We start from the raw sequence: 13491 nt of genomic DNA, 5'->3' as shown, positions 1-13491 counted from the left end.
TTTGGGGGATATGCCTTGCTGCTCCTGTCGAAGCTGGTTTACTCATTTACGCATGGCTGAATTACTCACGCCCATCGCGTTTGCAGCCTCAGCTATGCTGTATCCCTGTTTCGTTACCAGCTGCGCAGCTTCTAATTTGAACTCTGCACTGAATGTCGGTCTTGTGTTCTTCATTTCTACCACCTTTTCTCTGGAAGTGAGTCTATCACTTCGTCTATTCAGGTGGCCAAATTCACTATGCCACTACACCTCCATATCTAAAACGATATTGCCAGGCAATCTTCCCCTTAGAAGACACCCGAACACCCAAAGAATCTCGATCTGAAAGCTCAAAGGGCCTATCATGTAATTTATTCAAATGGCTATCCAAAATTTTTCTTGTCAGAGTCATTTTTATGTACACACCAAAAATCAAATGAATGTACACACAAGTGTACACAAAAAATACACACAAAGATAAACCATTTTGGACATAAAATGTCAAAAACAAACCAGCAAAAAATATGAACCCCTTTAAATTTAAGTACATAGAAAACAAAGATGGACAAAGATGAACAATACTAACCAACCATCACTTTTTTGGCACGACTACGAGACCTTCGGTGCAAACCCGGCCAAAGACAGGCCGTCTCAGTTTGCCGGCATTCGAACCGACATGGATCTCAACATCATCTCAGAGCCAGTCACCTTCTACTGCAAATTGGCCAGCGACTATCTGCCCTCCCCGGAGGCGATCCTTATTACCGGGATCACGCCGCAGCTCGCCAATCTCAAAGGCATGCCGGAAGCGGAATTTATGGCCAAGATCAATGCCGAGTTTTCTCAGCCCAACACCTGTGTGGCGGGCTATAACTCGCTACGCTTCGACGATGAGGTCACCCGTTATGGCTTCTACCGCAACTTCTTTGATCCCTACGCAAGGGAATGGCAGAACGGCAACAGCCGCTGGGACATTATCGATCTGGTGCGCGCCTGTTACGCGCTGAGACCCGAAGGCATTCACTGGCCCGAGAAAGAAGATGGCAGCCCCAGCTTTAAACTCGAACACCTCACTCAAGCCAACAACCTGAGCCATGACAAGGCCCACGATGCCATGTCGGACGTGTACGCTACCATCGCCATGGCCAAATTGATCAAACAGCGCCAGCCTAAGCTGTTCGAATACTACTTCAATCTGCGTAAGAAGAACGAAGTGAGCAAGCAGATAGATGTGCTGAATATGCAGCCTCTGGTGCATGTCAGCTCTAAGATCAGCGCCCTTAATGGCTGTACCACGCTGATCGCCCCTGTGGCTCACCATAGCACCAATAAGAATGCCATCATCTGTGTCAACCTGGCCATGGATGTCACTCCGCTGATTGAACTGAGTAGCGATGAGATCCGCGAGCGCATGTATACCCCAAGGGCTGATCTCGCCAGTGATGAACTGCCTATCGGCCTAAAACAGCTCCACATCAACAAGTGCCCCTTCATTGCAACCGCCAAGACACTCACCGACGGCAATGCCCAGCGTTTAGAGATAGACAAGGAGTTTGCCCGCGCCCAATACAAACGCCTGCGGCAACATCCGGAGATCAGAGAGAAGCTGGTCGCGGTATTCGATACCGAGCATGGCAATGAGATTAGCGATCCGGATCTGCAACTCTACAGCGGCGGCTTCTTCAGCCACGCCGACAAGAGCAAGATGGAGATCATACGTCATACGGCGCCGCAGCACCTGGCGGCACTGGAGCTAGACTTTGATGACGAGCGTCTACCCGAAATGCTGTTTCGCTACCGGGCACGTAACTATCCTGAGACACTGGATGACACAGAACAGCAACGTTGGCGCACCTTCTGCCAGGCACGTCTGAATGATCCAGACTATATGATCAAGCTCGAAACCTTGGTCAATGACACCGAGGCAGACGAAGAAAAACAGAAGTTATTGACGGCATTGTGTCATTATCTTAGCAACCTGTAGTCAAAAAGCGGTAATTTAGTCGAAACAGCCATCAAAATGGGCGTCAGATCCCGTTTTAATGGTAACTTAGTTACTAAAATGATTTTCCAATAGCTTAACAATTAAGGATCAAGCTCATGCAAGATAGATTTGTTCACTGCATAGCTCAACTGCCACAACCTTTGGCAGATCAATTAGTCCCTTTATTGAACCAGGACTTTGCCGGGCATATGGACGCCCAGCAGGTGGCCGACCTCGCCCAGGCCACCCAGATGAGCCAGGATGAGTTACTGCTCGCCATGCTGCCGATAGCTGCGGCACTCGCCAAGCCTCCCATTAGTGAGTTTTATGTAGGCGCTATCGCCAAAGGCGCCAGCGGCGACATCTACATGGGGGCCAACCTGGAGCTCGACGGCGAGGCGCTTTTTCATAGCGTGCACGCAGAGCAGAGCGCCATCAGCCACGCCTGGTTAAGCGGCGAGACAGGCATCGAAGATATCATAGTCAACGCCTCTCCCTGTGGTCACTGCCGCCAATTTATGAATGAATTGGTCGAGGGGCAAGCCATCCGCATCCACCTGCCTGAGCAGGCGACTCAGCCCTTGTCTCACTATCTGCCCTACGCCTTCGGCCCGGCCGATCTGAATATCAAGACGCCACTGCTGTCCAAACAGCAGCACGAGTTTGCCCTGGAAAGCGCCGATCCCATGATCATCGAGGCTCTGGATCACCTGAGCCTGAGCTACGCACCTTACAGTGAAGGCTATGCCGCCGTGGTGTTAGAGACACGCGATGGCGCGACCTTCTGCGGCCGCTATGCAGAAAATGCAGCATTTAACCCGTCCATGCTGCCGATGCAGATGGCCTTGTCGGCAATGGCCAGACATAATCGCGATTTTAGCGAGATCAACCGCGCCGTGTTGATCGAGTCGAGCCAGGGTAAGATCTCACTAGTGGGAGCCACCATGGATGCGCTACACGCGGTAGCGGCAGTCGAACTTGAGCACATCATGGTCGATCCGGTGTAAAGACACTAGTCAAAATCATTGACGATCAAAAAAGGACTGCTTGGCAGTCCTTTTTTAATATTTGGCAACCGCGGTTTTAGCAGTAACCAGGGGATGTGATATTAACCGCGGCTCTTCTCCAGACGCGCTAACAGGCTTGAGGTATCCCAGCGCTGACCGCCCTGAGCCTGAACCTCGCTATAGAATTGGTCGACCAATGCCGTCAACGGCAGGTGCGAGCCGTTACGGCGCGCTTCATCCAGGGCAATGCCTAAATCTTTACGCATCCAGTCGACGGCAAAACCAAAGTCATATTGTCCCTGCCACATGGTCTGATAACGGTTCTCCATCTGCCAAGATTGCGCGGCGCCTTTACTGATCACCTCGACCACTCTCTCACCATCGAGTCCCGCGCTACGGGCAAAGTGTAAGCCCTCTGCCAAGCCCTGTACCACGCCTGCAATACAGATCTGGTTTACCATCTTAGTAAGTTGACCACTGCCAACCTCACCTAGCAGCTCGGCGCAGCGAGCATAAGCCTGCATCACAGGTTTGGCAGCCTCAAAGTCGGCGGCTTCGCCACCCACCATAACGGTCAGCACACCATTCTCGGCGCCGGCTTGTCCGCCGGAGACAGGCGCATCGATAAAGCCAATGCCTTTCGCTTTTGCCGCACCGCCAAGCTCACGCGCCACATCCGCAGATGCCGTAGTGTGGTCAACCAATATGCTGCCCTCAGCCATGGCCGCTAGGGCGCCGGTATCTCCTAGCACCACAGAGCGCAAGTCGTCATCGTTGCCGACGCAGACAAACACAAAGTCTTGTCCTTTAGCCGCCTCGAAAGGCGTCGCACACCAGTTCCCGCCATAGGCATCACACCAGGCCTGTGCCTTGGCCTGCGTACGGTTATAGACAGTTACCTCATGACCATGCTTCACCAGATGCCCCGCCATTGGGTATCCCATCACGCCTAATCCTAAAAATGCTACCTTTGCCATCTTCTGTCCTATCTCTTTATTGATTAATACTGCTTATTCACCTTCTTAAAGAAAGGTTTTATTTGGGGGTACAAGGCCTCATAGGCTTTAAACACGCTGGCATATTGTGCCACATGCTCAGCCTGGGGTTCGAACTTTTCGCCCATACGGCGCATCTGGCGTCTGGCGCTGGCGAGATCAGGATAGATCCCCGCGCCTACGGCGCAGCACATGGCGGCGCCCAGCCCCGAGGCTTCATGCAATGATAAACGCTCCACCGGACGGTTAAAAATGTCGGCGCACATCTGCATCACCAGATCGCTTTGTGCGCCACCGCCTGTCACCCGAACCAGCTTAAAGGGTAATCCCTTGAGCCGCTCCAAACGAAGCAATCCCTGCTTGAGGGTCATCAAGATCCCCTCGATAGCGGCGCGGTAAAGGTGCAGCCGGCCATGCTCTGGCGTAAAACCGATAATGCTGCCTCTCGCCTCTGGCCCTGGGTAGATGACGCCTTGCGCCCACAGCGGGCTCAGCAGGAGGCCATCCGCGCCTATGGGCACCTTGGCGATGGCCTGGGTGATATATTGCTCTGGGCTAATGCCGAGCGCCGTGGAGTCTTTAACCTCCTGCGCGCCAAACTGCTCGATGAGCCAACTGAGCAGCCAAAAGCCTCTCTCTAGCTGGATCTCGGTAATATAATCTGTCGCCTCAATCGAGGGAAAGGCAGGAAGATAACGATAGGCCTCGCGGTATCTGTGACCGCCCCAGGCGAGTATGGCCGCGCTGCCCAGACTGATACAGGCAATATCCTGCTCGCCGCAGCCGGCCGCGTACACCTCACAGGCCTTATCGGCTCCGGCGCCATAAACGGCAAGTCCAGTTGCTAACCCGGTATCCTTGGCAAAATGCTCACTCACCTTCCCCATGGCCTGGGTCGGCGCGGCCAAAGGCACCATCTGTGATGGACTGCATGCCAGCGCCTGCCAACGCCAGCTACGGCGATTCGCCCAGGTTTTGCGGCGGTAATCGAAGGGCAGATAAGCCACCTGAGATGCCTCACTGTCGATGAGACGTCCGGTGATCTTTCCGGTGAGATAGCCGCTGAGCAGCGCCACCTTATCGGCAGCAACCAGCCTTTCTTTATGATGCTCAAACAGATAGTTCACCTTGGCAGCGCGTCGCAGGTATTGAATTCGCCGCCTAAGGCCGATACAGAGAAAGCCCAGGCGGTAGTACCACGCCATAGGGGGCAACTCGTTGCTCGCCAACCGTCTATCGGACCACATGTAGACAGGCGATATCGCCTCCCCTGCATGGTCGAGCAGCACAGTGCAGGCTCTCTGGGCCGTCAGCGCCATTCCCTTGATCTGACCAGGTAACACCTGGGTGTGCTCGAAGAGGCCGCGCACCACATCCACCAACTGGCGATAACAATAGTCGGCCGACTGCTCACTCACGCCGGGCGCCCCATCACGGTAGGGCTGCACTGCGTGCTGCCGTTTTGCGATGAGCTGCCCCTGGCGGTCGAACACTAAGGCCCTAACGCTCTGGGTTCCATAGTCCAAGGCGAGGAAATAAGGATTATCGCCCGCGGCACTGGCTCGGGCGCTAGATTCAGCTGAAGTTAGAGTCATAGACGATAATGAGCAGCCAAGCCCTAAGATTTAAGCGTTAGGGTTTATGAGTTAAGGTTTAAGGTGTGCTTCCATCTCGGCGCCAATCTTCTTACGCATCTCCATCAGGCGAATGGCAGAGTCACGCATCAGCTTATCAGACTCGGTAACAGGCACCCACTCAGGCACGAATGACGGCTGACCGGAATCATCCACGGCCACCATGATCACGATACAATGCGTGGTAAGGTGGCGCTCAGGATGTTTAGGATCGCCCGCTTTCACGTCTATCCCGATATGCATCGAGGTCCGGCCGGTGTAGATAACCTTTGCCCCGACCTCGACTATATTGCCTACATGAATGGGTTTAACGAAACGTATGCCCCCTGCATAGGCGGTGATGCAGTACTTTCCGCTCCAGCCCGCCGCACAGGCGTAGGCGGCTAAATCGATCCACTTCATGACCGCACCACCATGCACCTTACCGCCAAAGTTAACATCGGCCGGCTCAGCCAAAAATCGCAGGGTGCTTTCTCTATCTTGTCCCGCCATCACAGCCACCTCATCAGAGATAATAAAACTAAAGTGTACTGCAAATAAGTCCGAGATAGTAACTAAGAATCATGCTGTTACCGCAGTTATCCCCAACGGACTACAGCAAGACAGGCCACGAGGATCAATGGCAGACTCAGGCGAAACACCCAAAGCTGGGCGCGTTGGCCCAAGATAGCCGGGATCTTGATAAATCGAGAGAGGCCAATCCCCAGCACGAAGAGCACGAGCACCTCGACACCGGCCGCCAGATTGGTATCACCACCGCTATAGATGGCGGTGACCAATAAGGCAAACCAAACGGTGGCAAACGCGGCTGAGGCGAGAATGAAGGTCTTTAGCCCCACAGGCAGACGAAATGAATGCTCACCACGAATGAGTCCATTGAGGTTAGCGGTGAGCAGACCAACCATGGGCATTAACGGAACAACGACTGGATTTAACACGATGACACCATCAGAGTGAAGTAAACAGAGCCAGATTATCTGCTTGCTTTTAGTCGCTGCCAATAGAGATGAACTAAGCTTAATTCAGGCGCCATTTCACCTTAATTCAAACATAAAAAAAGCACCATTAAGGTGCTTTTTTCGCTTTAAAACTGATACTTATTCGCCACGTTTAAACAACAATGACCCGTTAGTACCGCCAAAACCGAAGGAGTTACACAGGGCGTAATCGAACGCGTGAGCACGCGCCGTGTGCGGCACGAAATCAAGATCGCAGCCTTCGTCTGGATTATCCAGATTAATGGTCGGCGGGATCATCTGGTCGCGCAGCGCCAGCAGGGTAATAATGGCTTCGACTGCACCGGCCGCACCAAGCAGATGGCCCGTCATCGATTTGGTCGAACTCACCAACAAGTTGTAGGCATGATCGCCAAACACATTCTTCACCGCAGAGGCCTCGGCCTTATCGCCTGCAGGTGTTGAGGTGCCGTGAGCATTGATGTAACCCACTAGCTGCTTGTCGATAGCGGCATCCTTGATGGCATTTTCCATTGCCAATGCAGCGCCTGCACCATCCGCCGGTGGCGAGGTCATATGGAAGGCGTCACCGCTCATACCAAAACCTACCAGCTCACCATAGATGATTGCACCGCGCGCCTTAGCGTGCTCATACTCTTCCATCACCATGATGCCGGCACCGTCACCGATGACGAAACCATCTCTGTCCTTATCCCAAGGACGGCTGGCCGCAACGGGATCGTCATTGCGGGTCGAGAGCGCCTTGGCCGAACCGAAGCCGCCAACGGCTAGCGGACAGGTCACATCCTCTGCGCCACCGGCAATCATCACATCGGCATCGCCATAGGCGATTGTACGTGCAGCAAAGCCGATGTTGTGCACGCCTGTGGTACAGGCCGTGGTGACCGCAAAGTTAGGGCCTGTCATGCCATACTTGATCGACAGATGACCGGCGATCATGTTGATGATGGTGCTGGGCACGAAAAATGGCGAGATCTTGCGTGGACTGCCCTTTAACAGAGCCGAATGTGCCACCTCGATCAGCGGCATACCGCCCATACCGGCGCCGATGGCGGTACCGACACGAGTGGGATCTTCCACTTCCATATTCAAACCGGCGTCTTCAATCGCCTGGATACCCGCCGCCATACCGTATTGGATAAAGAGATCCATCTTACGGGCTTCTTTCTTAGGCAGGTACTGCTCTACGTCAAAATCTTTGACCGAGCCGCTAAAACGAGTTGAGAACTCGCTGGCATCAAATTTGGTTATCGGTGCAATACCGCTCTGTCCCGCAAGCAGGGCTTTCCAGGAGGTCTCTACGGTATTGCCTACTGGTGTGACAAGACCAATACCTGTGATGACTACACGACGTTTAGACACGTTTTCACCTTTCACTAGAATGAGATGGGAGGCCTCGAAGGAGGCCGGAAAACAAGGCTTATTAGGTTATAGCACAGGAAACTCAGACGGGCATCCGCCCTCACCTGCGCCTAGCCCTCAAACAAAAACAGGCGGCATAATTGCCGCCTGTTTTAGAGAATTCAGTATTACTGATTCTTAGAAACGTAATCGATCGCTGCCTGAACAGTAGTGATCTTTTCAGCTTCTTCATCAGGGATCTCAGTGTCAAACTCTTCTTCTAGAGCCATTACCAACTCAACGGTGTCCAGAGAATCTGCACCTAGGTCGTCAACGAAAGATGCTGCTGGTTTTACGTCTTCTTCTTTAACGCCCAGTTGCTCGATAATGATTTTCTTTACACGTTCTTCGATGTTGCTCATTAGTTTTCTTTCCTATTCAAATTACGCACTTGCGTAAGATTGCGAGTAGTTTATTCAATTTGGCACACAATGCAAGCTTAACTTTTGTGGTCTAACCACAAAACCTACGTAAGTCTACGCCAAAAATCAATCAAAATCAGTCAGTTGTTATAACCGACGTTTAAACCATGTACATGCCGCCGTTTACATGCAGAGTTTCCCCTGTGATGTAAGCCGCTGAATCCGATGCTAAAAACAGTACAGCATTTGCAATCTCTTGCGGCTGTCCCAGTCTTTCCATAGGAACTTGTGACATAATACCTTTTTGCTGCTCTTCCGTCAGCTCGTCCGTCATATCGGTCTGGATAAACCCAGGAGCAATAGCATTCACTGTTATTTGACGAGATGCAACCTCTCTTGCAAGAGATTTTGTAAATCCAATCAAACCAGCTTTAGCTGCGCAATAGTTTGTCTGACCTGCATTGCCCATTGTGCCTACAACAGAGCCAATATTAATAATACGGCCACTGCGCTTCTTCATCATTGTACGTAACACCGGCTTAGAGGTGCGATAGAGAGAGGTCAGGTTGGTATCTATGATATCCGTCCACTCATCTTCCTTCATACGCATCAAGAGATTATCGCGCGTGATACCCGCATTGTTTACCAGAATATCAACTTCACCGACTTTTTCTTTGATCGAGGCAAATAATTGGTCAACTGATTCACTATCGGTGACATTTAATACTAATCCATGACCCTTATCACCCAAGTATTCCTGGATAGCGGCTGCGCCACGTTCGCTGGTCGCGGTGCCGATCACTAAGGCGCCGGCCTCAACCAATGTTTCGGCGACCGCGCGGCCAATACCGCGGCTAGCACCGGTTACCAAGGCAACCTTGCCTGTTAAATCGAAATTGAAACTCATCTATTACTCCTTATTCACCGAGCGCCGCAACAGAGGCGCTATCATTCGCCACTTTCGCGCTTAATGATTTATTGATTCTTTTCGCTAACCCGGTTAGCACCTTGCCTGGGCCCACTTCAACCAGCTGACTGATGCGCTCTGCGGCCATCTTCTCAACGGTCTCAGACCATCTAACCGGGCAGTAAAGCTGACGTACTAGCGCATCTTTAATGGCATCAACCGCCTCAGGCATAGCCACATCGACGTTGTTGATCACAGGAATGCTAGGAGCATTAAAGCTCAATGCGTCCAACGCCTTTGCCAACTCATCCGCCGCAGGCTTCATCAACTGGCAGTGAGATGGCACACTCACAGGCAAGGCAACGGCCATCTTGGCACCGGCCGCCTTACAGGCATCCGCCGCACGCTCTACCGCCGCCTTCTCACCGGCGATAACCACTTGGCCAGGGCTGTTATAGTTAACCGGAGCAACGACTTGACCTTGCGCCGCCTCTTCACATGCCTTAGCGATACCGTCGTTATCCAGACCGATAATCGCAAACATGGCGCCAGTGCCGGCAGGCACAGCCTGCTGCATCAGTTGGCCACGTAGCTCAACCAATTTCACCGCGTCTTTAAAATCGATCACGCCTGCGCATACCAATGCCGAGTATTCACCCAGGCTGTGGCCTGCAAGCAAGGCTGGCTGAGGCGCTGATGTGGCCTGAATAGCACGCCAAATGGCGACACTTGCAGTAAGCAAAGCTGGCTGGGTCTTGTCGGTCTGATTCAACGACTCCGCAGGTCCCTCTTGTACCAGTTGCCACAAGTCATAGCCTAATACCTCGCTGGCCTCAGCGAAGGTTTGTCCGACGACCTCATGTTCCGCCGCCAATTCGACCAACATGCCTACGGCCTGAGAACCCTGCCCAGGGAAGACATAAGCAATCTTTTCCATTTTTATATACCTTTACTAAATCAATGTATTCTAGTACTAAAATCGACTAAAAACGAACCAGCGCGCTGCCCCAGGCAAATCCGGCACCAAAGGCCTCGAGGAGCAAGAGTTGACCACGCTGAATACGTCCGTCACGCACCGCCTCATCCAGGGCGATCGGCACAGAGGCTGCCGAGGTATTACCATGTTTGGCCAGGGTCAAGACCACCTTATCCAGACTCATGTCGAGCTTCTTGGCGGTCGCCTTAATGATGCGGAAGTTGGCCTGATGGGGCACCAGCCAGTCGATCTCTGATTTATCGATCTGGTTGATGCGTAGCGTCTCAGTGACCACATGGGAAAGCTGAGTCACGGCGACCTTGAAGACATCGTTGCCCTTCATCGTCATATAGCCAACGGCTTGAGACGACTCTCCGGCTCGTGGCGGGAAGGAACACTTAAGCAGATCGCCTTGACGGCCATCGGCGTAAATATGGGTCGAGATAATGCCTGGCTCTTCTGAAGCGCCAACAACGGCGGCGCCGGCGCCATCACCAAATAAGATGATGGTGGTGCGATCTTCTGGCTCACACAGACGCGACAAGACATCGGCGCCAATCACCAAGACTTTCTTGGCTGCGCCCGTCTTCACAAACTGATCGGCAACCGATAAGGCATAGACAAAGCCTGAGCAGGCGGCTGCGACATCGAAGGCCGGAATGGTGTGCACGCCCAGCATCGCCTGAATTTCACAGGCAGCAGCAGGAAAGGCGTTATTGGCACTGGTGGTGCCACATACGATCATATCCAGCTCGCTAGGGTCTACCCCTGCCATTTCCAGGGCGCGCACGGCGGCGGCATAACCCATGGTCGATACTGATTCGTCTTCGGCGGCTATTCTGCGCTCTGAAATACCGGTACGTTCAACAATCCACTGGTCACTGGTGTCCACCATCTTTTCCAGATCTTGATTGCTACGGACTTGCGCTGGCAAATAACTACCAGTTCCGAGAATTTTTGTATGCATAAGGAGATATCAGTTATTTATGTCTAAAAGGATCGACTCAAGACGCTCTTCGATCATCTTGGGGAGTCGACGTTGTGCTTCGGTCACTGCCAAACTAATTGCTTGTAAATAGGCAGATTCATCCGCACTTCCATGACTTTTTACTACAATTCCGCGCAATCCTATCAGACTTGCTCCGTTATAGTGGTCGGGGTTCATCTGATTTAAAACACTATTAATGCGCGGTGCGATTAACTTGGCCAGTAATCGTACAAAAAAGCCTTGAGTTAAGCCTTTCTTTAACTGATGGACGAGGAGCCTTGCGATCCCCTCTGAGGTTTTCAGGGTAATGTTACCGACGAAACCGTCACAGACGATGACATCGACGTTACCCGAATAGATAGCATCGCCTTCGATAAAGCCGGCGTAATTGAGTTGTGGGCTCTGTTGCAGTAACTGCCCCGCCTGTTGTACCTGATCGTTGCCCTTTATCTCTTCGATGCCCACATTGAGCAGGGCCACCTTAGGGGCGGGATTCTTATCCACGGCCTCACATAACACTGAGCCCATCACCGCAAACTGAAACAGGGTTTCACTGCAGCAGGAGACGTTAGCACCGAGATCCAGCAGGTACACGGGTTTATGATTGACCGCCGGCAGACAGCTGACAAGGGCGGGTCTGTCTATGCCCGGTAGTGTCTTGAGTAACACCTTGGAGATGGCCATCAAGGCCCCGGTATTACCCGCGCTCAAACAGGCCTGCGCCTTCTTATCCCGTACCAGCTCGATTGCCAGACGCATTGAGCTTTGCTTGCAGTTACGCAGCGCATGCACGGGTCTGTCGCACATCTTCACCACTTCTGTGGTATGCACGAGTTCGATACGCGAGAGTATGTCTGACTCAAGGTGGCTTAGCAGAGGTTCGATTTGCGACCTGTCACCCACCATGATGACGTGTAAGAAGGGATATAAGCGAAGTGCCTGCAGGGTTGCAGGCACTGTGATGCGGGGACCAAAATCGCCCCCCATCGCATCTAACGCAAGCGTCAGATTAGTCATCGGCAATCAACAGATTACTTGTTGATAACCTTTTGACCACGGTAGTAACCGTCTGCAGTCACGTTGTGACGACGGTGTAGTTCACCACTCGTTGCATCAACTGACAGTTGAGCAGTGCTCAACGCGTCGTGTGAACGGCGCATACCGCGCTTTGAACGAGATTTTTTATTCTGTTGTACAGCCATTTGACCTGTCTCCTAGATTACTTGCTCTTCAGTTTTTCTAACACTGCAAACGGATTTGGACGCTCCTCTTGAGCGGGTTCAATCTCGCCTACTACTACATCCTGATCGCCTTTGCTGCAGCTTTCTTCTGCATGCATCGGAATCAAAGGCATAGCTACTATCAATTCATCTTCAATCAATTGATGCAGACGAATCTCACCTATCTCATTGCACTCAATAGGGTCATACGCATCCGGGAGCTCATCGATTTCTGCCTCAGACCCGCAAGGGCTAAAACAAAAGTCGACCGTAACCTCAGTGGTAAATAGCGTCATGCAACGTTGACATATCAGAGTGAGCTCCGTCACAGCCTTCCCTTTCAGGTAGACTATCCCCTGTATATCTACACCACATTCAATCGACACTGCCACATCGGAACAGTCGCCGGCACATAACTCATTTAATCGCTTTAACTGCACACCGGGAACAACGCCTTCATAAGAAAGCTTGCTGGCCGCTGCGCGTATAGGATCAATTGAAACCGGTATCTTTACTGTTTGCATAAGGCGCGCATATTATAGTTTGAATTACCTTGAGTCAAAGGAAAATTTATCTCCTTTATCGATCCCGTTAACGAAAGCGATAAAACCCATCAATAATTCAAAAATTGTTGGAGCGAAAATTTTACCCAAGGGCCAATGGATACTCAAGCCCCGCACGCTTAAAATAAAAGCATTCGCACGGGGTTAGCCTGTTCTTTTCATTACCCTTGTCTAAATATAGCCCGCGGCAAGTATATCGGTCTCTTTCTTGGGGCATTTGAGGGTTTATTTGTAACCTCATTTTTGTCTGTGCGACCTGAGGTCGTATGAAGCGTTGTTCACCGCTTAACGAGTGAACCATCTGTATCACCAGATGAACCTACGAGCCTGAATAAAGCAGCGGCTCGGACAATGTAACGAAACTTGGCCGTTAGGCTGAGTGGGAAAAGAATCGTGAGAGGACGTTCCTCCTGAAAACCACAATTCGGGTAAGTGCTAGGTAGTCAGTATGATGAACGTATGTGAATCCATTCAAGGTGCGTTATATGATGAAGCAGC

14 protein-coding genes and 1 pseudogene are annotated in these 13491 nt (G+C 51.9%); 2 read left to right on the top strand and 13 right to left on the bottom strand.

What is annotated here, in order from left to right; all coding sequences use genetic code 11:
• Positions 1–45 precede the first annotated feature (45 nt).
• Positions 46–174: pseudogene (locus tag L1D47_RS18795) on the bottom strand (transposase); the annotation flags it as partial.
• A gap of 376 nt (positions 175–550) precedes the next feature.
• Between L1D47_RS18795 and sbcB the strand changes: the two are divergent.
• Both sbcB and cdd read left to right on the top strand, forming a co-directional pair.
• Positions 551–1963 (top strand): exodeoxyribonuclease I, encoded by a 1413-nt coding sequence (gene sbcB / locus L1D47_RS18790; protein ID WP_239886373.1) that lies wholly within the window; start codon positions 551–553, stop codon positions 1961–1963.
• Positions 1964–2079: 116 nt separating this feature from the next.
• A complete protein-coding gene (gene cdd, locus L1D47_RS18785) occupies positions 2080–2970 on the top strand; it encodes a cytidine deaminase (protein WP_239886372.1) in 891 nt (296 codons plus the stop codon).
• A 101-nt stretch (positions 2971–3071) separates the two neighbouring features.
• On the opposite strand, the gene L1D47_RS18780 is transcribed toward cdd, so the two are convergent.
• The 12 genes from L1D47_RS18780 to yceD all read right to left on the bottom strand — a co-directional run bounded on the left by L1D47_RS18780 (position 3072) and on the right by yceD (position 12954).
• The gene (locus L1D47_RS18780) at positions 3072–3947 is read right to left on the bottom strand and encodes an NAD(P)-dependent oxidoreductase (protein ID WP_239886371.1); all 876 of its coding nucleotides are present in this window, start codon (positions 3945–3947) and stop codon (positions 3072–3074) included.
• A 23-nt stretch (positions 3948–3970) separates the two neighbouring features.
• A complete protein-coding gene (locus L1D47_RS18775) occupies positions 3971–5560 on the bottom strand; it encodes an FGGY-family carbohydrate kinase (protein ID WP_239886370.1) in 1590 nt (529 codons plus the stop codon).
• A 51-nt stretch (positions 5561–5611) separates the two neighbouring features.
• Positions 5612–6091, bottom strand: a complete 480-nt coding sequence (locus L1D47_RS18770) for an acyl-CoA thioesterase (RefSeq protein ID WP_239886369.1) — start codon at positions 6089–6091, stop codon at positions 5612–5614.
• 86 nt (positions 6092–6177) lie between these two features.
• The gene (locus tag L1D47_RS18765) at positions 6178–6537 is read right to left on the bottom strand and encodes a hypothetical protein (RefSeq protein ID WP_239886368.1); all 360 of its coding nucleotides are present in this window, start codon (positions 6535–6537) and stop codon (positions 6178–6180) included.
• Positions 6538–6696: 159 nt separating this feature from the next.
• Positions 6697–7938: a beta-ketoacyl-ACP synthase II gene (fabF, locus tag L1D47_RS18760; RefSeq protein ID WP_239886367.1), complete on the bottom strand. Its 1242-nt coding sequence runs from the start codon at positions 7936–7938 to the stop codon at positions 6697–6699.
• Between the two features lie 167 nt (positions 7939–8105).
• Positions 8106–8339 carry an acyl carrier protein gene (gene acpP / locus L1D47_RS18755; protein ID WP_011865403.1) on the bottom strand — a complete coding sequence of 78 codons (234 nt, stop codon included), beginning with the start codon at positions 8337–8339 and terminating at the stop codon, positions 8106–8108.
• 160 nt (positions 8340–8499) lie between these two features.
• Entirely contained in the window at positions 8500–9246 is a 747-nt protein-coding gene (gene fabG / locus L1D47_RS18750; protein ID WP_239886366.1) for a 3-oxoacyl-ACP reductase FabG, read from the bottom strand.
• A gap of 10 nt (positions 9247–9256) precedes the next feature.
• On the bottom strand, positions 9257–10183 hold the full coding sequence (fabD, locus tag L1D47_RS18745) for an ACP S-malonyltransferase (protein WP_239886365.1): 927 nt from the start codon (positions 10181–10183) through the stop codon (positions 9257–9259).
• Positions 10184–10229: 46 nt separating this feature from the next.
• Positions 10230–11189: a beta-ketoacyl-ACP synthase III gene (locus L1D47_RS18740; protein ID WP_041511593.1), complete on the bottom strand. Its 960-nt coding sequence runs from the start codon at positions 11187–11189 to the stop codon at positions 10230–10232.
• Between the two features lie 9 nt (positions 11190–11198).
• A complete protein-coding gene (gene plsX, locus L1D47_RS18735) occupies positions 11199–12227 on the bottom strand; it encodes a phosphate acyltransferase PlsX (protein WP_160794952.1) in 1029 nt (342 codons plus the stop codon).
• 14 nt (positions 12228–12241) lie between these two features.
• Positions 12242–12412, bottom strand: a complete 171-nt coding sequence (gene rpmF, locus L1D47_RS18730; RefSeq protein ID WP_011865398.1) for a 50S ribosomal protein L32 — start codon at positions 12410–12412, stop codon at positions 12242–12244.
• Positions 12413–12429: 17 nt separating this feature from the next.
• Positions 12430–12954, bottom strand: a complete 525-nt coding sequence (yceD, locus tag L1D47_RS18725) for a 23S rRNA accumulation protein YceD (RefSeq protein ID WP_041511595.1) — start codon at positions 12952–12954, stop codon at positions 12430–12432.
• Positions 12955–13491: the final 537 nt, after the last annotated feature.

Origin of the sequence: Shewanella sp. Isolate7 (genome assembly GCF_022398425.1) — a bacterium.
GTDB lineage: Bacteria > Pseudomonadota > Gammaproteobacteria > Enterobacterales > Shewanellaceae > Shewanella.
Note: the sequence above shows the minus strand (reverse complement) of the source record. Positions and strands in the feature narration are given on the sequence as shown.

Excerpts from the sequence above, each read along its gene's own strand:
- L1D47_RS18780 (WP_239886371.1), bottom strand. The coding sequence starts at position 3,947 with ATGGCAAAGGTAGCATTTTTAGGATTAGGCGTGATGGGATACCCAATG.
- sbcB (WP_239886373.1), top strand. The coding sequence starts at position 551 with ATGAACAATACTAACCAACCATCACTTTTTTGGCACGACTACGAGACC.
- L1D47_RS18775 (WP_239886370.1), bottom strand. The coding sequence starts at position 5,560 with ATGACTCTAACTTCAGCTGAATCTAGCGCCCGAGCCAGTGCCGCGGGC.
- L1D47_RS18770 (WP_239886369.1), bottom strand. The coding sequence starts at position 6,091 with ATGGCGGGACAAGATAGAGAAAGCACCCTGCGATTTTTGGCTGAGCCG.
- plsX (WP_160794952.1), bottom strand. The coding sequence starts at position 12,227 with ATGACTAATCTGACGCTTGCGTTAGATGCGATGGGGGGCGATTTTGGT.
- fabD (WP_239886365.1), bottom strand. The coding sequence starts at position 10,183 with ATGGAAAAGATTGCTTATGTCTTCCCTGGGCAGGGTTCTCAGGCCGTA.
- rpmF (WP_011865398.1), bottom strand. The coding sequence starts at position 12,412 with ATGGCTGTACAACAGAATAAAAAATCTCGTTCAAAGCGCGGTATGCGC.
- yceD (WP_041511595.1), bottom strand. The coding sequence starts at position 12,954 with ATGCAAACAGTAAAGATACCGGTTTCAATTGATCCTATACGCGCAGCG.
- cdd (WP_239886372.1), top strand. The coding sequence starts at position 2,080 with ATGCAAGATAGATTTGTTCACTGCATAGCTCAACTGCCACAACCTTTG.
- fabG (WP_239886366.1), bottom strand. The coding sequence starts at position 9,246 with ATGAGTTTCAATTTCGATTTAACAGGCAAGGTTGCCTTGGTAACCGGT.
- L1D47_RS18740 (WP_041511593.1), bottom strand. The coding sequence starts at position 11,189 with ATGCATACAAAAATTCTCGGAACTGGTAGTTATTTGCCAGCGCAAGTC.
- acpP (WP_011865403.1), bottom strand. The coding sequence starts at position 8,339 with ATGAGCAACATCGAAGAACGTGTAAAGAAAATCATTATCGAGCAACTG.